Origin of the sequence: Chroococcidiopsis sp. TS-821 (assembly GCF_002939305.1) — a bacterium.
GTDB lineage: Bacteria > Cyanobacteriota > Cyanobacteriia > Cyanobacteriales > Chroococcidiopsidaceae > Chroogloeocystis.
This window is the reverse complement of the sequence record NZ_MVDI01000012.1, coordinates 101,120-123,463: the sequence shown is the minus strand read 5'-3', so window position 1 is coordinate 123,463 and position 22,344 is coordinate 101,120. Positions and strand designations below refer to the sequence as shown.

Annotated in this window: 18 protein-coding genes; 4 read left to right on the top strand and 14 right to left on the bottom strand. The window is 45.2% G+C overall.

Annotated elements, in window-relative coordinates; genetic code table 11:
- Positions 1 to 39: 39 nt before the first annotated feature.
- The 9 genes from B1A85_RS21105 to pilM all read right to left on the bottom strand — a co-directional run bounded on the left by B1A85_RS21105 (position 40) and on the right by pilM (position 11,103).
- On the bottom strand, positions 40 to 1,074 hold the full coding sequence (locus B1A85_RS21105; protein ID WP_104548690.1) for a response regulator: 1,035 nt from the start codon (positions 1,072 to 1,074) through the stop codon (positions 40 to 42).
- 428 nt (positions 1,075 to 1,502) lie between these two features.
- Complete coding sequence (locus B1A85_RS21100) at positions 1,503 to 2,909, bottom strand: NAD(P)/FAD-dependent oxidoreductase (protein WP_104548689.1); 1,407 nt, start codon at positions 2,907 to 2,909, stop codon at positions 1,503 to 1,505.
- A gap of 9 nt (positions 2,910 to 2,918) precedes the next feature.
- Positions 2,919 to 3,965: a threonine-phosphate decarboxylase CobD gene (gene cobD / locus B1A85_RS21095; protein WP_104548688.1), complete on the bottom strand. Its 1,047-nt coding sequence runs from the start codon at positions 3,963 to 3,965 to the stop codon at positions 2,919 to 2,921.
- Positions 3,966 to 3,984: 19 nt separating this feature from the next.
- A complete protein-coding gene (locus B1A85_RS21090; protein ID WP_104548687.1) occupies positions 3,985 to 4,269 on the bottom strand; it encodes an HU family DNA-binding protein in 285 nt (94 codons plus the stop codon).
- 600 nt (positions 4,270 to 4,869) lie between these two features.
- On the bottom strand, positions 4,870 to 5,454 hold the full coding sequence (locus tag B1A85_RS21085) for a hypothetical protein (protein WP_146087207.1): 585 nt from the start codon (positions 5,452 to 5,454) through the stop codon (positions 4,870 to 4,872).
- An 86-nt stretch (positions 5,455 to 5,540) separates the two neighbouring features.
- Entirely contained in the window at positions 5,541 to 7,871 is a 2,331-nt protein-coding gene (locus tag B1A85_RS25390) for a type IV pilus secretin family protein (RefSeq protein ID WP_104548685.1), read from the bottom strand.
- A gap of 441 nt (positions 7,872 to 8,312) precedes the next feature.
- On the bottom strand, positions 8,313 to 9,068 hold the full coding sequence (locus B1A85_RS21075) for a pilus assembly protein PilO (RefSeq protein ID WP_104548684.1): 756 nt from the start codon (positions 9,066 to 9,068) through the stop codon (positions 8,313 to 8,315).
- Positions 9,065 to 9,928, bottom strand: coding sequence for a PilN domain-containing protein (locus B1A85_RS21070; protein ID WP_104548683.1), 864 nt, complete (start codon positions 9,926 to 9,928; stop codon positions 9,065 to 9,067). The genes B1A85_RS21075 and B1A85_RS21070 overlap by 4 nt, the downstream gene beginning before the upstream one ends.
- A 44-nt stretch (positions 9,929 to 9,972) precedes the next feature.
- On the bottom strand, positions 9,973 to 11,103 hold the full coding sequence (gene pilM / locus B1A85_RS21065; protein WP_210404637.1) for a type IV pilus assembly protein PilM: 1,131 nt from the start codon (positions 11,101 to 11,103) through the stop codon (positions 9,973 to 9,975).
- Between the two features lie 253 nt (positions 11,104 to 11,356).
- Between pilM and B1A85_RS21060 the strand changes: the two genes are divergently transcribed.
- Complete coding sequence (locus B1A85_RS21060) at positions 11,357 to 12,682, top strand: ABC transporter substrate-binding protein (protein WP_104548682.1); 1,326 nt, start codon at positions 11,357 to 11,359, stop codon at positions 12,680 to 12,682.
- A gap of 147 nt (positions 12,683 to 12,829) precedes the next feature.
- Here the strand turns inward: B1A85_RS21060 and B1A85_RS21055 are convergent, their stop codons facing one another.
- The 3 genes from B1A85_RS21055 to B1A85_RS25725 all read right to left on the bottom strand — a co-directional run bounded on the left by B1A85_RS21055 (position 12,830) and on the right by B1A85_RS25725 (position 16,377).
- Positions 12,830 to 13,369: a single-stranded DNA-binding protein gene (locus tag B1A85_RS21055; RefSeq protein ID WP_104548681.1), complete on the bottom strand. Its 540-nt coding sequence runs from the start codon at positions 13,367 to 13,369 to the stop codon at positions 12,830 to 12,832.
- A gap of 117 nt (positions 13,370 to 13,486) precedes the next feature.
- Positions 13,487 to 16,045 carry a mannose-1-phosphate guanyltransferase gene (locus B1A85_RS21050; protein ID WP_104548680.1) on the bottom strand — a complete coding sequence of 853 codons (2,559 nt, stop codon included), beginning with the start codon at positions 16,043 to 16,045 and terminating at the stop codon, positions 13,487 to 13,489.
- A 209-nt stretch (positions 16,046 to 16,254) separates the two neighbouring features.
- Positions 16,255 to 16,377: a hypothetical protein gene (locus B1A85_RS25725; protein ID WP_256387487.1), complete on the bottom strand. Its 123-nt coding sequence runs from the start codon at positions 16,375 to 16,377 to the stop codon at positions 16,255 to 16,257.
- A 117-nt stretch (positions 16,378 to 16,494) separates the two neighbouring features.
- Between B1A85_RS25725 and B1A85_RS21045 the strand changes: the two genes are divergently transcribed.
- On the top strand, positions 16,495 to 16,683 hold the full coding sequence (locus tag B1A85_RS21045) for a hypothetical protein (protein ID WP_104548679.1): 189 nt from the start codon (positions 16,495 to 16,497) through the stop codon (positions 16,681 to 16,683).
- Between the two features lie 5 nt (positions 16,684 to 16,688).
- Positions 16,689 to 17,504, top strand: a complete 816-nt coding sequence (locus B1A85_RS21040; RefSeq protein WP_210404636.1) for a cobalt-precorrin-6A reductase — start codon at positions 16,689 to 16,691, stop codon at positions 17,502 to 17,504.
- A 66-nt stretch (positions 17,505 to 17,570) separates the two neighbouring features.
- Here B1A85_RS21040 and B1A85_RS21035 read toward each other — a convergent pair whose 3' ends face one another.
- Together B1A85_RS21035 and pheT are read right to left on the bottom strand one after the other, a co-directional pair.
- Positions 17,571 to 17,840 (bottom strand): YciI family protein, encoded by a 270-nt coding sequence (locus tag B1A85_RS21035; RefSeq protein ID WP_015189135.1) that lies wholly within the window; start codon positions 17,838 to 17,840, stop codon positions 17,571 to 17,573.
- Between the two features lie 8 nt (positions 17,841 to 17,848).
- Complete coding sequence (gene pheT, locus B1A85_RS21030; RefSeq protein WP_104548678.1) at positions 17,849 to 20,296, bottom strand: phenylalanine--tRNA ligase subunit beta; 2,448 nt, start codon at positions 20,294 to 20,296, stop codon at positions 17,849 to 17,851.
- Positions 20,297 to 20,603: 307 nt separating this feature from the next.
- On the opposite strand from pheT, the gene B1A85_RS21025 reads away from it, so the two are divergent.
- Positions 20,604 to 22,220 carry a serine/threonine-protein kinase gene (locus B1A85_RS21025; protein ID WP_104548677.1) on the top strand — a complete coding sequence of 539 codons (1,617 nt, stop codon included), beginning with the start codon at positions 20,604 to 20,606 and terminating at the stop codon, positions 22,218 to 22,220.
- Positions 22,221 to 22,344: the final 124 nt, after the last annotated feature.

The window sequence follows — 22,344 nt, the reverse complement described above, 5'->3', positions numbered from 1 at the left end:
AAGGTAACACTGCAAAAAAAAGAATCGCGGTTTTTAAAGTTAATTCAACGCATCAGACTCTTGTTTAGCAGCGCGTCCAGCCAATTGCGCCACCATCTTAATCAAATCAGTTGGTGGAGCCAGTTTGTGCAAATGTGCCTCAAACCCAGCACTTAAAGCTTTTTCCCGATCCTCGTCCAGATAAGCCGTAATTGCAGCGGCGGGGATATGCCTTCCCCGAAGCGCCTCCCAGGCTCGAATCTGCTGAATGAGGCTATACCCATCCTCACCAGGCATCCGAATATCACTCACCAATACATCAGGATGAAATTGCTCCAACTCCGCTAACGCGGCGGCTGCACTTGTAACTGCCCTCACACCAATTCCATAAGGTTCTAAAATCGCCGTGATAAATTCACGGACATCGGGTTCGTCATCGACAACGAGCACCCGTAAACCATCGAGTGATTGCGGTAAGTGCGGTCTAAATCTTGTTTCTGGTCGGATTGCTTCTTGGTTCAGGTGTTGCGCTTGAGTTGTTTCCCGCGATAGGCTCATGGTGGATACTGCTATGCGCAGTTCAATCAAGCCAGCGTCACTACGTACTGTACTAACATAGAACTCAACGGCAAGGGGAGTATCTTCTCGCGGGCAGATACTCATTTGCCAAACTTGGATGCCGCTATTTTTGGCTCGACTGAGCTTGGTATAAAAGTCGTGGCGCTCTCCCTCTGCCACATAAACTGCTAGCGGTTTACCTAGTAGGTAGCGTTGCGGCACTTTTAGCAATTGGGCGATCGCTTGGTTTGCTTCCAAAATTAAACCATTGGCATCTGTCACCACATAGGCGATTGGTGAAGTTTGAAACAAGTCGTAATAATACTGATACGCCGCAGCGATTTGCTGATTTTGCTGAAGCAGAGTTTGCTCGACAACCTCGGCTGCTTCCAAACTTGTCTGCATCTCTTCATGAATCAGTTGCAAACCGTCAAGCGCTTCTGCAATTTCGCTCCAATCTCTTGCGAGTTCCTCTTGCAGTTTGGCAATTTGCTTTTGGATCGTTCTAATATATTGTCTAAACTGTTCGCTACTCATAATTCTTAACTGATGCTGTTGCCTATTTACTGGAAATTTACCTGGCAACTAAGTAGGTGGGCATAATTAAATATCACACGTAACATTTGTTGGGTAACGGGTAATAGGTAATGGGTAATGCAGATTCTTTCCGCTTTGCCTGGGAGACCACAGGCGGCTTCGCCAATTACCAGCCCTTAAGTTATATTTATTTTCACCCACTTACTTAATCACAGAGAACCTATTCTCAAGAGCGACACAGGGAAATTTCAGCAGATAAAGAGGAATTCTTTCAGTCTAGCGAATTGTCAACAAGTGCGGAATCTTCCGATTGAAGTTGGGGCTACTCGAACGCAGTGTGCGGAAGCACGCTAAATAAGCTTGCGATGGCAGACAGGGTTTATCTCAGCGAATAAATTTGCTCAGTATTCATGTAGGAGGTCTATGAGTCACCAACGGCGGAAAGTTGCTAAAATCTTATCCCAAATTGAAGGACGGTTTAAGCGTGTTTGGTACGTTAATATCGCGATTTGAGCGAAAATTTCTGAAAAACTAGGATAAATCGGAGCAAGTTGCGCAATCTTGTTAATTTTGATGTGCTGGGCGATCGCCAAACTGAAAACATGAATCAATTCTGCGGCGCAAGCGCCGATAATCGTCGCGCCTAAAATTTCTCCATTAGGTAAAAGTACGACTTGACAAACTCCCGTTGTTGCTATCTCGATTTGCGCAGCGGCGACGCTTTTGAAATACTGACGCAACACCACGACATCACCGAACAATTGTCGGGCTTGCGTTTCGGTAAGTCCGACTCGTGCTAACTGCGGATCGCAAAAAATTGCCCAAGGAATACTACTGTAATCGACCCGATCGCGCGTCAAACCCAACGCATTTTTTAAGGCGATCGCTGCTTCATAATGCGCCACGTTCGTTAAAGGATAGCCGCCGATGGCTTCTCCACAAGCATAGATTCGAGGATGCGTTGTTTGCAGTCTCGCGTTTACTACTAAACGATGACGCTGCGATCGCACGCCAACAGCTTCTAAGTTGAGATGCGCCACATCCGGCTGTCGTCCAGCACACAATAAAATTTCATCGGTTTCAATCGCTCGATCGCCCGCTTGCACCCATTTTTTATCTTGGATCTGCTTGATTTGAGTAACGGGTTCTGTCAAAATCCGCACGCCTTCCGCTTCCAACGCTGCTTGAATCAGTTGCGCGATTGCCGGATCTTCTTGGGGTAAGATATGCGAATGCTGAACGATCAAAGTCACATCTAAACCAAAGCGTGCGAGGATTTGCGCCATTTGAATTCCCGATGGATCTCCCCCGACAACGACCCATCGAGTTGGTGGGTTGGCACAATTGAGTACGGATAAAATGTCTGCGGTTGTGTAGTAATCTGTTGCTTGCAATCCTTCAATATCAGGGATAATCGGACGCGAACCTGTAGCAAGTAGGTAACTACGCGATTCGAGTTGACGCCGATTCACGCTAAAAGTCAGCGCAGGCGATCGCGCAAATTGCCCAACGCCAGAAATTAGATCAACTCCCAACGCCGCTAAAACAGCAGGGGAATATTGTTCTTCTACATCAGCGACAACACTCTTAACTTGCAGCGATCTATCTGCCCGCGGCACAGCGTTTTTATTGTCCGCAGTCATTCCCCATTGCATTGCATCAAGCTGTTGGCGTTTCCCAAGATAAGCCAATGCATGAGGTATCAAAACATTCTGAAAAATTGTTTGTTGCGGAGGTTCTACTAGCGCAACTTTAGCGTGCAATTGAGTCGCTAGAATCGCTGCATAGCGCCCCGTCAGACTGCCACCAATAATTACAACATCGTAGTCAATCATAATATTTAGCTAGTAGCTAATCGCTAATAGCTGAAACAATGCCTGCAACAAACGTTCATTTTCTGCATTTGAGCGTACCGCAATGCGGAAAAAGCGATCGCCTAGAGTGGGAAAACTCAAACAATCGCGAATTAAAATTTTGTGGTGCTGTAACAACTGCTGTTGCAAAATTTGACTCGACTCGCATTGTACGAGTAAAAAGTTAGCAGTACTTTCTAAAGGGCGCAATCCAGGTATTTGCGCTAAACCCTCAAATAATTGAGTTCTTGCCGGTGGTAGCCATGCCCAAGTTCGCTGTTGAAAGTCGCTGTCATGAATCGCGGCGATCGCCGCCACTGCTGCTAGTGTATTCACCGTCCACGGATCGCGTCGTTGCTGCCAACTTTGCAAACGGTCTGGGTGCGCGATCGCATATCCGAGTCGCAGCCCAGGTAAACTGTAAAATTTGGTGAGCGATCGCAAAATGACTAAATTAGGATACTTCTGTACCAGAGGAATTAAACTTTGTTCTTCACCTGGTGGCAGAAAATCCATAAACGCTTCATCCACCACAACCAAAGCAAATTGCTCAAGATAAGGCAGAATCGTTTCTCGCATAAACATCTGCCCTGTAGGATTGTGAGGATTATTTAAAAGTAAACCACACTCTGATGCTGAAACATTACCCCCGACCTCTAGTTCCAGAGGACATTCCTGCACTATCGCACCAAAAGCTTTCAAAGCGCGATAGTAATCGGCAAAGGCTGGGGTAAATAAGTAAGTTTTAGCAAGTTGTGCTAAATCCCAGCCTGCCCAGGTAAGTAATTCTGCCGAGCCATTCCCCGGCAGAATCCATTCGGGTGGTAATTGATGCCACTGACCTAACGCGGTGCGTAATTCCCCGTAGTTGGGGTCTGGATAAGCGCATAGATCCCCCAAATGCGCTCGAATTGCTGCGATCGCACTCTTGGGCGGTCCCAAGGGGTTGATACTTGCAGAAAAATCCAGAATATCGCTAGGGGAACAGCCAGCAACTGCTGCTGCCCAGGCTAAATTCCCCCCGTGAATAGGTCGCATCAAGTATGTGAGCAGTTTTTTAGTCTTTGCCTGGTGACACTTTTTCGCGGAAAAGCTTCCCAGCCGAAAAGGCGGGCACCTTTGTTGCTGGAATTTCCATTTTATCACCGGTTTTCGGGTTACGACCTTCACGGGCTTTGCGCTCGCGCGGCTCGAATGAACCAAAACCTACCAGCGTGACTTTATCACCAGAAGAAACAGCTTCGATGATTGTTTCTAAAGCTGCGGTTAAAACTGCATCGGCTTGCTTTTTGGTAACGCTTGCCTTATCTGCGATCGCGTCAACTAATTCACCTTTGTTCATGTAGATCTCCTTAGAGTTTACAGATTAGATTTGATGAAACTGCTGAATCTCAGGGTGTGTGGAGACTCAGCTTGTGTCGAGCAAGAGGTTTCATTTCAAGACAATCGCTGAAACTCTCCTAGGCTCGATATTTCAATGCCCTATTCTAAGGCGTGCTAGCTCGATATGGATCGGTGAAACCTTTAAGATATATGGATTTCAACATTTTTTAGGTATTTTCACTGTGATTTGTACCATATTCAACTGCAAAAAACTCTTAAGTAGCCGTCTAGAAGCAGTGCTAACTACATCAATACAAACGCAATTAGACAAGTTGATGAGTTGAAAACAGAAGAATTCTCAACCAAGGTTATAAGTAATCTTGCGAAAATTGCTTACCTATAATGATCTAGGCGTGTTTATTTGAGCATAAGCAAGGATGCAATCACGATAAACAAATTGCTTTAAACCAATAAATTGTGAGTTAACCTAGAGAATTGAGAGTTATTACTCTATCTGCGCTGTACAAATTGGGTCGCATAGCAAGCTTTGAGACATAGTACTTTGAGTGTCAGTTTTACTACGCCTCATTAACAGTACTACGGCTACAGATACTTATAATTACTTTACAATTCTGCTCGTTCCTGAAGTAGGGAGCGAAGAATTCTCACCATCTGGTTCTCCGCAATCTACTCTATTGCTTTGACAAAAGGGGTAAAAAGGACCGTATACTCCGCTTACTCCGATAGCATAAACTTCAATGCTAGCTCCTACTGGAAAGGAACCAGTGACATAAAAACCATGATAGCCAATATTGCCATCTGCTCTATAGAGATTAGCTGGTTGGGCTGTTACGAATGAGCGTACGCCGTTTACTACTTTGTAAATATGCACATTGATTGGACCAGTGATATCATAATCTTCTGCCCACCCTGAAACTACTGTGCGAGATACAGTGTCAATGAAACCGAGCGGTCGGTTGTAAGTAGACACTGTAGTTGGACAAGGTATCGGTGACCCATAGACGTAAGGAAAAGCAAAAGAACAATCAGCATAACGGTTGTTTGGTGGATTTGCATTAGCTGCTTGAGGTATAAGCTGCATAATGCCTGAAGAAAGTATTGTCAAGCTAAGTAACATGTAGTAAGATTTACAGCCAACAATAGTATGAGTTCTACTGACCATATCTTGCTTTTTATTTCTCATTTGTATCCTTACAATTCATGTAGGATGTATTGATTTTCAATCATTAGCAAAAGTAGCATTATTCTGTTGTACATACCAAGTTATATTTAGAATCTTCGCCGTTCTAGCATCTGTCGTGCTTCTGGGCTAGGAGTATAGTTGTAGCCGAAGGAAGAATTTTGGGAATCATCAAGAATTTGAGGCGTGAGCAGCACAATTACCTCTTGTCGAGAGTTGTCTTTCCTCGTACTTCTAAACAGCGCCCCTAGTAGAGGAATATCACCCAAGATAGGGACTTTGGATACTGATACCCGATCTGATTCTTGGATAATACCTGACAAAATTAAAGTTTGATTATCTCGGAGACGAAGTTGTCCAGAAGTCAGTTGCCGAGATTGTAGTAGTGCAATCGTGCCATCAGCAGTGTTTATTGTATCTCCAAGTGCAGAAACAGTAGGCGCAACTGATAGGGAAACAAACCCATTATCGTCAATGCGATCTACTCTGACTTGCAAAATTAATCCAGCCTGCTTGATAATTGGCTCTCTGGCTTGAGTAGTTAAGTTTGTAGTAGGATCGGTCTGTGTTTGTAATCTAAAACCGCCAAAGACTTCTTGTGTAAGGTTAACAATTGCTGTCTGCCCTTCTTGCACAGTCAGTGTTGGGTCAGTCAAAATTTTGGCGTTGCCATTCGTCACCTCTGCTTGTAACCGTGCTAGAAATCGACTCGGATATTGAAATAGAGTTGGTAAACCAAATGTAATTGGACCAGTCTCAGGTATATTTGTGACTCCAGGTTGCAGAGGATTGTTGTTGGTTCCAAACGGAGAGCGAGGATAGACACCAGGTCCAGTTTGGATGTTACCCCCTTGTAGTGGCGGATTTGCAAATTGTTGCGGTGAACCAGTGCCAAACGGAGCATTTGGCTGTGCATCTAAGAAAGGTTGACCTTCACCAAAAGGATTAGGAATAACAGGGCGACCAAACAGGTTTGTTTGTGCAGTACCTGCTGATGGTGGATTAGTTCCACCAAAGTTAAAGACAGCCGAACCACCATCGCTGACAAAGAAACTGTCCCCAATGCCGAATGAAAAGCTCGTGTTAGCCTCGTTTACTGCCACTAAGTTAACATCAATAATCTTGACGTTGACAGCGACTTGACGCCTGCGCGAATCGATTTGCACTAATTGCGCAGTTGCAATCTCAACTTGCCGAGGAGTACCAATTAAGCTGACAGAGTTTGTCCGTTCGTCTCCCACAACCTGTAAACCGCGTAACAGGGGTATCGAGTCTTGGAAGTCAATTCGCTGCGTTTCGACTCGCGTTTCTGTACTCGTTTGCGTTTGCGTAACAGGCGTTGCAGAACCTCCCACCGGAACCGCATTCACACTCGTGACAACACGTTCGCGGCTGACGGCACTTTCAGCACCCATTGCGACTAAAAAGTTTAAAGCACTGCCCACATTGATTTGATTGAGTCGCAAGCTGCGGACAATTACATTACGTGCTTCATTTGTCAAGCGCGGTGCAACAAAAATTGTGCGTCCCGTGCGGTTTGCTTGTAGTCCACTAATTCGCAAGACGTAGTTAAACACATCTTGTACCGATTCGTTTTCAATATCCAACGAAATTCTTGGTCCATCCTCCCCTCCAGGAGTCGGTTCTTGCGCTTGCTGCGTACCAGGTGCGGGAGCCGCACTAAACGCGAGGTTGAGTCCAGCTGCACGGGCGAGGAGGGCTAGCACTTCTCTGACAGGAGCTTCGCGCAAGACTAAGCGCGGTACGCGTTCGTTGGTTTCTAAATCAATCGTTGAGGCAGAAGAATCAACGTTGGAAACCGCAATATCGCCTACTGGTGGGGCAACGGCTCGTGGTAAGAAAGGCGGTGGTGCTGGCGTTCCAGGTTGGGGTGTGGGTGCGCCTTGAATTTGTACGTCAGGGTTAGGTACAAGGACACCTGGAGTTTGACTAGGAGTTTGTACAGGCGGTTGTTGCTGTGGTTGCGGTGCTGGAGTCTGGGCTACGGGTGTAGTACTAGGACTAATACTGAAAGTAATTCCTTGCGCTGTGGTCGCCGCAGGCTGACTCGCGGGAGTACTATTACTTCCCACAACGACTAAGCGGACGCTATTGCGGTCAAGTTGAGTGACACTGACTGTAGTAATGCCAGGGGCTGGGTTATCTTGACGAAAGCTATTGCCTTGTGGTAAGCGCAACTGCGTGTTAATGATGTCTGCGACTAAGGCGTTACCTCGGCTGCTGGTAAAAATTTGCGGGCGATCGCCTGCAGCAGTCTCTAAAATGACATTCAACCCGCCGCGAGTCGGATTTAGCCGTACCGCTGTCACCTGTGTTGCTGCTGCCCACACGGGCTGAGCTGCTAGCAACGTTATTGTTGCCCCAGCTAATATCATTCCACTACCTGGAAGCTGTCTCACTGTTTTCTCCTCAGCCTTTTAATTTTGTTACTCAACTTATGCGTACAATTCAATTTGTTTAGGTTTAGAAAATGTTATGTATTCCCTGCGGAAACTGGTAAAACAACGAATACCAAGTTTAAATAATGAGCGTGACACCGAGTTGCTGAAAAAGATGTTTCTTAAATCGTTGGCAATTCAAATTAGTATAATTAATTGCTCGCTAATTAACTATTCTCAGCTAGCTTTATATCACAAAATATAAAAAAAATAACGCTATTTATCCTCTATATCCAAGAGCAATTCCACCGACAATGCATAAGAAATTTAATATATTCAATATTAAGATTTCAGTGAAATTACGGTAGCAAATTTAGGCACAGATTAGGGCTCAGAGATCGAGGGTCAGAGTTAAAACTTGCCTGTAATCTAAAAATTAGAATTTCTTCTACAATTTACTACTTACTGTTGATTCTGGTTACTTGCGGCTGCGGCTGCTTCGGCGGGGCTAGCTGGCATTAAGGCTTCTAACTGAAAAGATGTTGTAATGACAGCGCCTCGTGGCTGCACAACACCAGGCTGCTGATTGTCTCCAGTTTGTGCCAAGGATGATTGATAATCTTTAACTATCAATAGTGGCTGTAGCCGCTCAATATTGCGAATGATTGATTGCGTTTGCTCGAAAGTTCCTTCTAGCTCAATATTGACAACTTGGCGCTTAAGTTTTCCATTGACAACTGGTCCAAGGCTACCATCTGAAACAATTTCTGGTGACTGATTAACGGGGACAAATCGCTTCAGTTTTGCCCTAGGGGCATTTTGTGCAAGTTGAGCATTACCTGATTCTACAACGCGGTTGAGGTCCAGTAACAAGGTATCTAATGTGCGTTCGTCAGCAAATAACGCAAGCACTTGAGCATTTTGCTGTTTGACCTGGGCTAACTCGGCTCTTACCTGTTCAGTTTGTTGAATGGCAAGTTGTTTTTGTTCAACCAGCGCATTTTTTTCATCGCGGCTAGCTTGCAATTCTTGGTGTCTTTGCCACGTTGGCATTAACAAATTAATAACCAAGTAAACACTTCCTGCTAGCCCCAACAGCGCAATCAGCACACCGCTTACCGCCGGAGTCAGCGTCACGCCAAATGCTTTGGGGTAACTTGGCGCTACTGGTTGAAACTCAATGCTTTCTTCAGGAATAAAGTCTTCAGTTACCGTCATTGTTGAATCACACCTTTTTGTTGCAGTGTGCGAATGCGAGTTACCAATCCTAATGTACCCTTACGCTCTAGTTCTCTTAACAACTCTGAGGCGGGGACATCGCTTAACGTCGATTGAATTGTATATCTTACCGCTTGAGGCGTCACAACTGCGGTTGAATTTGCTTGGGGTACAGCTACTGTCCCTGGTTCAGCAATATCTACCAACTCAGCCGTGACAATTCTTGTATCCGTCGGTTTCAGAAATGCTGATTGTTGCAGCGTCAGCAAGAAATCGTTGACATCGTTAAAAGAACGGGCAATTCCGGCAATTTCAATATTACCTGCGGGAACTACTTGTGCTGATTGCTGTTGCTGCTGTTCAGCGTTTTGTTGATCTTGTCCCTCTTGTTGTTGCTGCTCGTTATTATTTGCAGCATTATTTGCTGCTTGCGGGCTGGGTTGGGGAGTTGCAGCAGCAGTTTGGCGAATAGTTTCAATTTGGACTGCGCGGGGAATGCGATCGCGCATATCCTGTAACATCGCTGACCAAGGACGAATTTGATTAAACACTGTAGCTAAAGCTTGGGTCTCTGTGCGAATTTGATTAATTTGCGCTTGTGTTGTTTGAATTTCTTGTTCTTGCAGTCCCAAGCGACTGAGTTCAGCATCAAGTTCTGCATTTTCGGCTTCGAGTTGCCCAATGCGAGCTTGCATAACCAACCACGCGCCACCAATCATAGCAGGCAAAATAACGCCGATCGCAATTCCCAAATACAACGGTGTTGTATCACTAGCAAGTATCCCTAGTTTTTTAGCACCCGCGTTTTTTAAGATGTACTCTGGGCGATCGCGAATAAAGTTAATGTCTAGACTGTACATAGAATTTCGTATCGATCGTCATGGATAGCTGACAGGTAAGTTAACTAAATCTCGCGCATTCCTAAACCGAGAACAATTCCGAGTCCTGGGCGTTGTCCAGGAGTAATTTTTTTCTCATCAACTTCTAATGACAAAGCTGCCACAGGATCGATTTGTACGGTGGGAATGTTTACTCGTTGTTGGAAAAACTCATCTAAGTTTACTAAGCCGCCCCCAGGACCTGCCAAGAGGATTTGGGCAACTTCGAGATTTTCACTTTGACTAAGATAAAAATCGAGCGATCGCCGTAGTTCGTCAATCAACTCTCCCATCACGCGCAACATTGCTGCGGTACCAGGGTCAACTGTCGTACTGATAACTCCTCCCATTTCATCAGTTGTCGTGGTGGGAATAACCACCGACTGTAGCATTACTTGTGTATCTCTAGACATTGGTAAGTGCAAGGCGCGCAATAGCGCACTTTGCAGGTGAAATGTACCAATTGGCACAGTCCGCGAAAACTGCGGTATTCCATCTACAATAATTGCAATTTCAGTGTTGTCAAATTCAATGTCAACTAAAACAACGGCTTCTTGTGAAGGAAATTCGCGTAGTTTCTCCCGAATCGTGCGTAACAACGCAAAACTGTTAATTTCTAAGACATCGACTTGCAGACCTGCTTGTTGAAATGTGTCGATGTAAGTATCTGTCACTTCTTTGCGCGTAGCAACTAACAACACTTGTACCTTTTCAATTCCGTCCTCGTCGACAAAATACCCAAGTTTTTGATAATCAACATCAGCTTCTTCACGCGGATACGGGAGATACAAACCTGCTTCGTGGTTGAGTACCATTTCGCGTAATTCTTGGTCATCTAACTCGGCGGGTAAAGGAATTAAGCGCACGAGTGAATCTCTTCCAGGAACAGCGGTAGCCACTCGCTTAGCTTTTATTTTGCTTTGGGCGAAGGCGGATTGGATAATTTCGGCAAGCGCTGGTGGATCGATAATTTGACCATCTTGAAAAATTCCTTCAGGTACGGGAACCGAGGTAAACGCTGCCAGTCTTATTCCTTGTCCTTGTTTGCGCAGCTGGGCAATATTAATACGTTCAGGAGCCAGTTCAACACCAACTCCCCTGGCACGTTTTGGCAGTATCTGTAAGCGGTTAGGTAGTGTCTGGAAGCGGTTAAGCACGGTTTTGTTGGTTATCTAGAGGGTAAAAAGAAATTGAGAGTGAGATACTTAATAGCAATGGTCAATATTGTTAAAACGTCACAGAGGCTAAGAATCATTGTCTTGTAAAGTTTATTTAACAAAGGATCTTCGCACACGATTTTCCGCTACTCCAAATAACTATTAACCCTGACCTCTACTATAAAAATTGAATGTCTGTTACTTTAGCTTAGAATTGCTTTGCTCGTAAAAGTCAGCAAGTGACGTTTGAAAAATGTCGATAGTATCAGTCTTTTTTAGCAAAATCAGAGGTTGGAAACGCCTCGGAATTTTCGCTTTGTTAGGTTTAACCCTGAGTTGGGTTGTGAGTTGTGGTACTGGTAACGTCAATAATAGTACCCAGCAATCGGCATCAGGTAACAGTAGTAATGTGGAATTCTGGACAATGCAACTCCAGCCACAATTTACAGATTTCTTCAACAATCTCATCCGTTCTTTTGAAGCTGAAAACCCTGGAATTAAAGTTAACTGGGTTGATGTTCCCTGGTCAGCGATGGAAAGCAAAATTCTCACTGCGATGTCCGCACGCACCGCACCGGATGTCGTCAACTTAAACCCCAGTTTTGCTTCGCAACTCGCAACGCGCAATGCTTGGCTAGACTTGGATTCGAAAGTCAGCGCGGATGTGCGCGAAACTTATCTACCTAATATTTGGAAAGCAAGCACGATTAATGGGAAAAGTTTTGGCCTACCTTGGTACCTCACAACTCGCCTGACAATTTATAACACTGATTTGTTAAAGCAAGCAGGAGTCAGTCAACCGCCAACAACTTATGCAGAATTAGCAACAGTGGCGCGACAAGTTAAAGAAAGAACTGGAAAGTACGCCTTTTTTACAACGTTTGTTCCCGAAGATTCTGCCGAAGTTTTGGAATCTTTTGTGCAAATGGGAGTCAATTTAGTAGACGCGCAGGGTAAAGCGGCGTTTAATACTCCTGAAGGTCGGGCTGTCTTTCAGTACTGGGTAGACTTGTATCGCAATGAACTGATACCGCCTGAAGTATTGACACAAGGACACAGATATGGTATAGAGCAGTATCAAGCTGGACAAACCGCGTTATTAGCTTCAGGTCCAGAATTTTTGAAAACGATCGCCAAAAACGCACCAGCGATCGCGCAAGTTTCAGCTACCGCACCACAAATAACAGGACCTACAGGCAAGAAAAACGTTGCGGTCATGAACATAGTCATTCCTGCCAACACCGACCAACCGGATGCAGCGTTAAAATTTGCACTGTATGTTACAAACAATCAAAATCAGCTTGCCTTTGCCAAAGCTGCCAATGTCTTACCCTCAACAGTCGCCGCACTCTCAGACGAATACTTTAAGTCAGTACCTGCTGATGCGTCAACCGTCGAAAAAGCCCGCGTTGTTAGCGCCAGCCAATTGCAGCAAGCCGAAGTCTTAGTTCCCGCAATGGAAAACCGCAATGTCTTACAACGCGCGATTTACGACAATCTGCAAGCGGCTATGTTAGGTGAAAAAACTGTAGACCAAGCTGTTGCTGATGCTGCGGCAGAGTGGGATAGTAGAGCTTAGAGGTCAAGGGTCAGAGGTCGGAGGTTAGGGAGTTAAAGAAAAGAGGCATTATGAGTTAAGAAAATTCTAATGCCTCCGGCACACTGCGCGAACAAGTCACAACTAATCACTAGTCGCTAACTACTCAAACCTCTCCACTCGCCCCACCTAAAATGGAATGTCGTCGATATCCTGCTCTTCGCTGGGTGGGAGCGGCGTTGAAGATGTTCTTACAGGTGGTTCATAAGTCGCCGTCGCAAAGTCAGCAATGACATCGGTGCGACTAGTTGTCGTCCGAGTAGAAGTCATCGTATCTGAATTCACATTCTTGGCAGTTTTTTCGGGACGCGAACTTACAGCAGCGGTTGCAGCTTTGGAGTTTGCTTTTGTCGCCGTTGTATCTACAGTTTTATCGACGGCGTGAATTCGTTGTATCGTCAATTCAGCACGTTTTTCTTTGAAGCCTTCCGAGCGCTCAACAGTGTTCATGCTTAGGCGACCTTCAATAATGACGCGATCGCCTTGCTGATAATTTTGTTCAATCTCTTGCGCCAAGTTACCCCAACCAACAGCTTTTAACGTTGCAGGAGAATCTTCTGCACGTAAAGCTGGAAATTGAATCAGCATTTCCGCTAATGCCATGTTGTCAGACGTATAACGCAGTTGTGGCGCTTGCACAATTTCTGCCATCAAAATACAGCTATTCATTCGCTTCTCCTATGTGTTCGCTCGATGAGAGGTTAGGGGTCAAAGGTTAGGGGAAGAATTGGTGACTAGTTGCTCTTGACACCAGCCACTAGCCACTAATCACTAGTCTACTCACTCCTAACTCACGATCGATTGCTGAGGACTGTTACTGTAAGCTTCCACTCCTTGTTGTTGTTCAATAAATGATTGAACGCGGGTGCGGTATTCCCTCAACGATTCATCTACCCAATTACGATCGTGACTGTTAGCGAACAAATGTACCAGTGGTTCGCCCGCATCGGGCAAAATGAGTACCCAATTATCATCTTCAAAGCGAATCTTCACGCCATCAACCAATTCTAGATTTTCTTCTTTATGAGTTTCGACCAAATGGCGCATCAATGCTCCTTTGACCGTCCAGGGACAGCGTACGGTGTAGCTGCGGTGGCTTACTTGTGGTAAGTCGTCATCGCGGATTGACGCGAGCGATCGCTCTTGAACCGTCAACATCTCAATCACTTTGGCAATGCAGAACATTGCGTCAAACCCAGGATGCAACTGTGGAAAAATAAATCCCATATCCCCACTTCCCGCCAGGACAACATTCGGGTTGGCACTTGGCAAAGAAGCTTCCATAAGTGCGGTAGGACTTGCCTTAGTGCGAATGACCTTACCATCATGGCGGCGGGCAATTTGTTCGACAGCACTCGATGCATGAATCGGGACAACAACAGTTCCGCGTGGATGTGCAGTCAGAATCATATTCACCATAAGGGCGGTCAACATTTCACCGCGAATCGGCGTTCCCAACTTATCAACCAAAATGAGCTGTTCTCCATTGGCAGATACCTGAACGCCAAAAGTCGCTCGCAATGCTTCGACAACATGACCTAGCTGCTGTAAGAGTGCTTCTTTCTCGACTGAAGACACCGCTGTTTGCTTCAAACTGGCATTTAACACGACGGCGTCGCAACCAAATTTTGCTAAAAGTTGCGGCAAAACCGCACCCGATACGGCATATGTATAATCAATGACAACTTTCGAGTTACTATGGCGAATGGCTTCTACGTTTAAATTTTTCTCAAAAGCACTACAGTAAGTGTCGATCATCTGAATCGGATAGACAACATTACCAATCTCGTGAATTTGCACGCGCCGGAGGTCTTCTTTAAAGTACGCGCCTTCGATTTTCTTTTCGAGTGCTTTTGAGATGTTGACGCCTTTGTTATCAATAAACTCAATCAACAGGTAATCGGGTCGATCTGGGTGCAATCGTACGTGAATTCCGCCAGCAACGCCCAAAGTTGGTGCAACAGTCCGCGCCATCGGAATTGCGGTTGCATCCAAGTTCTGAATATTGACACCCACAGACATTAAACCCGCAATCAGCGATCGCGTCACCATTCGGGAAATGCTGCGTTGGTCGCGCGATATCATCACTTGCGAACCAGGTTTCAATGTCGAGCCGTAAGCTGCGCCTAACTTCACGGCAAATTCGGGCGTGATATCAATATTAGCTAACCCAGTCACTCCACGCTGACCAAATAAATTGCGCTGTGCAGTTTGTCCCCAAATTAAATTTATGTTTAATGTTGCGCCTGATTCAATTTGTTTACTTGGCCAAACACGAACGTTAGGACTAATTTGTGCTTCTTCTCCAACTGTAGAAAGCGAACCAACCACAGCACCTTCTAATACTTGCGCGCGGCGGTCTACACGTGTTCCGCGACCAATCACACACGCTCGCAATTCTGCATCTTCGCCAATAATTGCACCATTCCAGATGATTGGTCGTTTTAAGTCAGCGTCCGCCCCAATCGTCACGTTGTCCCCAATTACCGTTCCAGCATCAATTCGCACTCGCGGTCCAATGCGGCAATTGTGACCAATCAACACTGGAGGACAAATTTCAACGCTCGGATCGATATAAGTATTCTGTCCTTGCCAAATCCCTGGCTTTGTTTCGGGGTACGCAAAGTCAAGTTTTACCTTGCCAAACAAGCCATCATACTGACTTTCGCGGTATGCATCAAGATGCCCAACATCACACCAGTAACCTTGTGCAATGTAGCCGTACATCGGCTCGCCTTTTTCTAGCAACAACGGAAACAAATCTTTGGAAAAGTCAGATTCTTGATTAGCTGGTAAATACTCTAAAACTGAGGGTTCCAAAATGTATATACCAGTGTTAACCGTATCAGAAAAGATCTCGCTTGTTGATGGCTTTTCTAGAAATCTCCGAATTCGATAGTCTTCGTCGGTAATCACGACTCCAAACTCAATCGGATTGGGAACGCGAGTAAGAACTAAGGTTGCTTTGGCTTGTTTGCGTTTGTGAAACTCAATTGCCGCGGTGAGGTCAAAATCTGTAACGCTATCACCACTAATGACTAAAAATGTTTCATTGAGAAATTCCGCGATATTCTTCACGCAGCCTGCGGTACCCAGGGGTTGATCTTCTTCAACGGCATAGATCATTTGTACGCCAAAGTCACTGCCATCTTGAAAATAATCGCGAATGACCTCTGGTAAATAATGCAGCGTGGCAATTATCTCAGTAATTTGATGTCGTTTGAGAAGATTAATAATATGTTCCGCAATTGGTCTGTTTAAAATAGGTACCATCGGTTTAGGAAGGTCACAAGTCAGCGGTCTTAACCGCGTTCCAGACCCTCCAGCCATCAGCACTGCACGCATAATTCCTCCTTAGGTGATTTGCCCTCATCACTGACATCGAGTCAATGAATCTGGCAAAAAGCAAGTCTTGTTATAGTTTCCTACGTATCTTGAAACTTAAGGTACTTCCACAGGATACATCCGTTAAGCGTAAACTTCATTAAGCATATATGTCAGTGTAGAGACGTACAACTATGCGCCTATCGAGAACAAGTAAATGTTGCTGCTGGCTATGATTCATGGATCTGTGCATGGTAGTTCGTCGGGCGCTGAACAACATATTGACAAAAAGCTGATTTAATGTATGGCGAGTCACCGCGCTTTTGAGCTACAACTAACTCAACGCTACTCATGGCGATCGCTCTAACGATTTCTCTTGGCTAATTTACACTAAGAGATAGTGGGAGAGGAACTTTAGCTCAAAATACCAATTTTTACTTTACGATCCTTTGTACAGGTGGTTTAAGGCAATGAACTGGATTGTTTTTGGCTTGATTGTTGTGTATGCAATAGGTGCTTGGAAATTCTGGAATGGATTTCATCGCACTACGTTTTCGCGTAGTTTTTCCAATCGCTTGTCTTTGTCATTATTATGGCCTGCATTGTTAATCTCGAATAAGTCTTATCGACAAAACTTCCGCAAAGCACTAAAAGGCTAACTGCGTTGCCTATTCCTCCCGCTATTGAGCCGCTTCCATCTGGTACTGTGTGTGGTAAGTTGTGGTTGATTGGCGGAACCCAAGAAAGTGTTGCGATCGCTGCGGCAATTGCACAGGCAGATATCTGCTGTATTATCTCTGTTACAACTCCTTCAGCGCAATCGCTTTACCATCCTGCACCGTGTTTAACAGTGTGGGTAGGGCGTTTAACGCGCGCTCAGATCCCTAATTTTATCAAACAACACCAAATTGCAGCAATTGTGGATGCTTCACATCCTTATGCTGTCGAAGTTTCGCAAAATGCGATCGCGGCGGCGCAACACTTGCAAGTCCCTTACTTACGCTATGAACGCCCCATCTTATCATCTAATAATGTAGATGGCAAAGCCGAACATTTCGATAGCTTTGAAGCTCTATTATCCACAAACCGCTTGCAAAACAAACGCGTCTTATTAACTGTAGGTTACAGACCGCTACACCTATTTCAAGCTTGGCACGATCGCGCCACATTATTTGCGAGAATTCTGCCTTCAGCGATCGCCATTGAAGCAGCAACACAAGCAGGTTTTACCCCAGATCGCTTAATCTGTCTGCGTCCTCCAATCTCTGCTGAATTAGAACTCGCGCTTTGGCGTCAGTGGCAAATTCAACTTGCGATTACCAAAGCCTCAGGAAAACCAGGGGGTGAAGAGACAAAACGCCTTGTCGCCACTCAACTTGGTATTCCCTTAATTACAATCAGTAGACCAACCGTTAATTATCCGCAGCAAACCAGCGATTTATCTGTTGCACTCGATTTTTGTCGTCAGTATCTCAACTAAAGCCCGTTCTCATCATTTAGGGAAGTCGTTTTAGTCTTGCTATAACTAAATTGCTAATTGCTCTCATTAAAAAGCTTGAATCCACTCTTTAATAAAGTATTCTGTCCAAACGCCATTTTTCCAATAAGGATCGGCTTCAACAAGTTGACGAACTGTTGCTTCATCTTCAGCTTCGTAGATGCCAAAAACCTTGGTTAAATCCTTCGTTGGACCAATTGTAATCAATACACCTGACTCTTTTTGCGCAGCTAGCCCGTCGAGATGAGCTTGTCGATGAGGAGCGCGTTTTTCTAGCACATCCTCGCAATAACTTCCCCACATTACGTACTTAGGCATACACAAGTTCAACTTCGCAGATTCACGCCAAATTTTTCTACCAAAGATTCTCGCACTTTTTGGTGTACGGGTTCGATGTCCTCATCTGTCAAAGTGCGATTTGGGGCGCGATACACTAAACGAAACGCTAAACTTCTTTGTCCTTGGGGGACGCGTTCGCCACGATATTCATCGAACAATTCAACAGATTCGAGCAATTCTCCCGCCGCCAGTGCGATCGCGCGTTCTATTTCCGCAACAGAGATTTCGAGATGCGCAAAAAATGCAATATCTCTGGGTGACGCTGGGTAAGTAGAATACGAACGGAATTTTGGTACTAAAACTTCGTCGCGATCCCAGTAATCTAGAATCACATCTAAATCGAGTTGAAAGACGTAAACAGCATCTGGTAAGCCTTTTTCTTGGCGTAATTGCGGATGGATTTGTCCAAAATTACCCAAATGATTTCCCTGCAACCATAACGACGCTGTACGACCTGGATGCAAGCGCGAATCTTGGTGGCTCGGTTGGTATTCTACTTTTAGCCCCAAGCGTTGAAAAACACTTTCTAAAACGCCTTTAGCTTCAAACCAGGTTAGCGGACGCTCTTTTCCACCCGATATCCACTTTCCTTGAGTTGGATCGCCGCCTAAAATACCGCCAATAGCCTCAGCTTCGAGTAATCCGTCTTCTTCTTGCCAGAAAATGCGCCCGATTTCAAAACCATTGAGGCTACCATTCCCCTGCTCTAGATTGTATTGAAAAGCATCGATTAAACCAGAAATCAAATCAGTCCGTAGCGCTGAATACTCCACAAAAATTGGGTTAGTAAGGACGATTTGTCGCTCTTGTCCTGGTTTGACGAGCGAGTAATGCATTAATTCAGTTAGCCCAGCGGCGCGGAAAGCTTCGCGGATTTGGCGCGTCAGTTGCTGTTCTAAGGAAAGATAGCCAGGTTCTGTTTTATCAGGTAAAGTATCGCAAAAGCGATCGTAGCCATACAGTCGCGCAATTTCTTCAATTAAGTCAATTTCACGCTCTAGGTCGCGATGACGATACGGTGGAACAGTGACAGTCAAAACTCTTTGTTGTTCGGATGATGGTTTTACCTGACATCCAAGGGCGGTAAGAATTTGCTGAATAGTTTCGGGTTGGAGTTCGCCAGTCGTGTCTTCTAAGTCAATTGGTCCTAAAACTTGGTTAACGCGATCGAGCCGTAATTCAATCGAACGTGATGTTGTGCCAATATCAGGTCTTGCGTCAGCAAATTCTTGTTGCACGGGAACGCCACCTGCTAGTTCCTGAATCAGCATTATGGCTCGACGACAGGCTAATTCTAATTCAGCCGCGTTGATTCCCCGCTCATATCTTGCGGAAGCTTCAGTACGTAAACCTTGACTGCGCGCCGATCGCCGAATCGCGACAGGATCGAACAGGGCGGCTTCTAAAACGAGATTTTGCGTACCCTCATGCACTTCGGTGGCTTCGCCGCCCATAACTCCCGCTAAGGCTACTGGTTCGTCGCGTGCGGTAATTAGTAAAGCTTGACTGGAAAGCGCGCGCATTTGACCATCGAGCGTTTTGAGCGTTTCCCCTGAGCGCGCGAATCGAACGCCAATGGTTAAATCTGCTTGAGCACCACTGACGGCTAAAAGGCGATCGCGGTCAAACGCATGAAGTGGTTGACCCCATTCGAGTAAAATATAGTTTGTAATATCAACAACGTTGTTGATCGGGCGAGTTCCAGCAGCTTGCAATCTTTGTTGTAACCATGCAGGTGAAGGAGCAATTTTGACTGACTCAATCACTGTACCAATATACGCAGGGCAAGCTTGTGGCTGCGATATTTTGAGCGTTAAATTCTTCTTGCCATCAGGAATAGAAATTTCTGGAGCTTCTGGTAACCGCACTGTTTTTCCCGTAATTGCAGCAACTTCGCGCGCGACACCTACCATGCTTAATGCATCAGCACGATTGGCAGTTGCTGTCAAGTCTAAAATGACATCATCTAAACCGAGCAACGGGCGCACGTCACTGCCTAATTCGAGTTCCTGCTCAAAAATATGAATTCCTGCGGATTCTTTAGCAAGTCCTAACTCAGCTAAAGAGCAAATCATGCCTTCCGAACGTACTCCGCGTAGTTTTGCGGCTTTGATTTTGACGTCAATTTTGGGCAGGTAAGTACCTACTGTGGCGACGGGTACATATATTCCCGCACGGACATTCGGCGCACCACAGACAATATTTAATGGTTCTGGGGAAGCCGTTCCGACATCGACTTTAGTAACGCTGAGTTTATCCGCATTTGGATGGCGATCGCACTCTAGCACTTTTCCCACAACCACACCTTCCGCCCATAGACGGCGATCTTCAATTTCTTCTACTTCAAACCCTGCCATTGTCAACGTTTCTGCCAATTCTTCAGGAGAAAGCGTCAACTCAACAAGTTCTTGTAGCCAATTTAGAGAAATACGCATGGAGTGTGATTGCTTAGACCTCAGCTAGACTATCTTATCAAAAGCAGGGGTCAAAGGTCAGAACTAGGCAATGCTTAGCCTGTAATCGGATTTTGCAGTAATAACTCTCTGTCTTTATAACATTCTCATCCCATCGTAGTTGGTGGTTTTGAGGGATGAGTCATAGAGAAAACTTTATTCTTCCCCTGCTCCTGTGCACCTCTCATTTTCCGTATAAATCACGTGGCTATGAGACATATTTCTTTAAATAATTGAAGCAGGGTGCGATCGCTCCCAGTGTTACCTGAAACAGCGAGTAAACGCTCATATGAGCTACTGCCTAAATCCCAACTGTTCCAATCCGCAAAACTCCAGTTCTCGTCAGACCTGTGCAGCTTGTGGCGCTCCATTATTATTACGCGATCGCTACCGCGCGCTGCAAGCACTAGCACAAGGTGGTTTCGGTGCAACGTTTTTAGCCCAGGATGTTACTTTACCTGGCGAACCCAAATGCGTTATCAAGCAGCTACGACCTTCGGCTACATCGTCAGAAGCTTTAGACATGGCACGAAAACTTTTTGCCCGGGAAGCTAAAACTTTGGGTAAAATAGGCAGTCATCCACAAGTTCCCAGACTACTTGACTACTTTGAAGATAGCGAACAATTCTATTTGGTTCAAGAGTACATTAATGGTTTAACGCTGCAACAAGAAGTCAAACGCTCTGGTCCGTTTAGCGAAACTGGGGTAAAACAATTTTTGAGTGAAATTCTGCCAACGCTGCAATATCTCCATAGCCAACAGGTCATTCACCGAGACATCAAACCCGCGAATATTATTCGCCGTCATGAGGACTGTAAACTCGTTTTGATCGATTTTGGTGCAGTGAAAGACCAAGTGAGTCAAACAACGAGTATGTCAGAAAATACAGCATTAACAGCTTTTGCGGTGGGAACTCCAGGTTTCGCGCCGCCTGAACAACTCGCGATGCGTCCTGTCTACGCAAGTGACATTTACGCTCTTGGGGTGACTTGCATCTATCTTCTCACAGGAAAATCTCCCAAGGATCTCGACTATAATTCCTCAACGGGAGAAATGGTGTGGCAAAACAAAGTACAGATTAGCGATCGCTTTCGCAAAGTCTTACAAAAAATGGTAGAAGGTTCGGTGCGACATCGCTACCAATCACCTAATGAGGTTCTCACCGCACTCGAACTCGAACCCTACATGGATAGCTTAGCGAATAGCATGGCGGCGCAGCCTTCAGCGGTACGTAAACCCAAATTACCCCGCAAGGTGAAGCAAGCGACACCGACAACAACCCCAGTAGCGACTACAACAAGTGCTTACACAGGAAGTAGCGCTGCGCAATCGCGGGCACAACTGGCTGCGGCTATTCGTGCCAGAAGAGCCAATTTGACTGAAGCATCGAATACATCAATACAGTCTCCACTACCATCAGTTGCGCTGACTTCTGCACCTTCAACAGTTGGAGCCAAGCCTAAATCACCACCAAGAAAGCTCGATGCGAATAATTTAGTCTTATCTTATATCAAAGGTAGAAGAGATTTTGCTTCTTACGATCTCAGTTTACTTGACCTACAGCGAGTAGATTTATCGGAAGTTAACTTTCGCGCAGCAAAATTAGACCGCACAAATTTTTTTAAATGTATTTTGTCAGGTAATGACTTTAGCCACGCTAGCCTCAAGCGTACTAATTTTAGAGAAGCGATCTTAACAAAAGCGTACTTTCATTCTGCCGATCTAGAAGGAGCCGATTTTCGCGGTGCTAACTTAAGCTACGCTGACTTCAGCGAAGCTCATTTAAAAAATGTGAATTTGTGTGGTGCTAACCTTACTGGGGCAAAAGTTTCGGACGAGCAACTAGCACAAGCTAAAGTAAATTGGATGACCGTACGCCCTAATGGTAAGCGCGGTTGGTTTTAGCAATAAATATCAAAAATATATAGTACTTAAATTCACAAAAAATTCATCATTATTAGCTTAGAAAGAGTCATCCTTTAACACTTATTTTACATAAGTGAAATATATTTAGTACAGAACTAAGGCA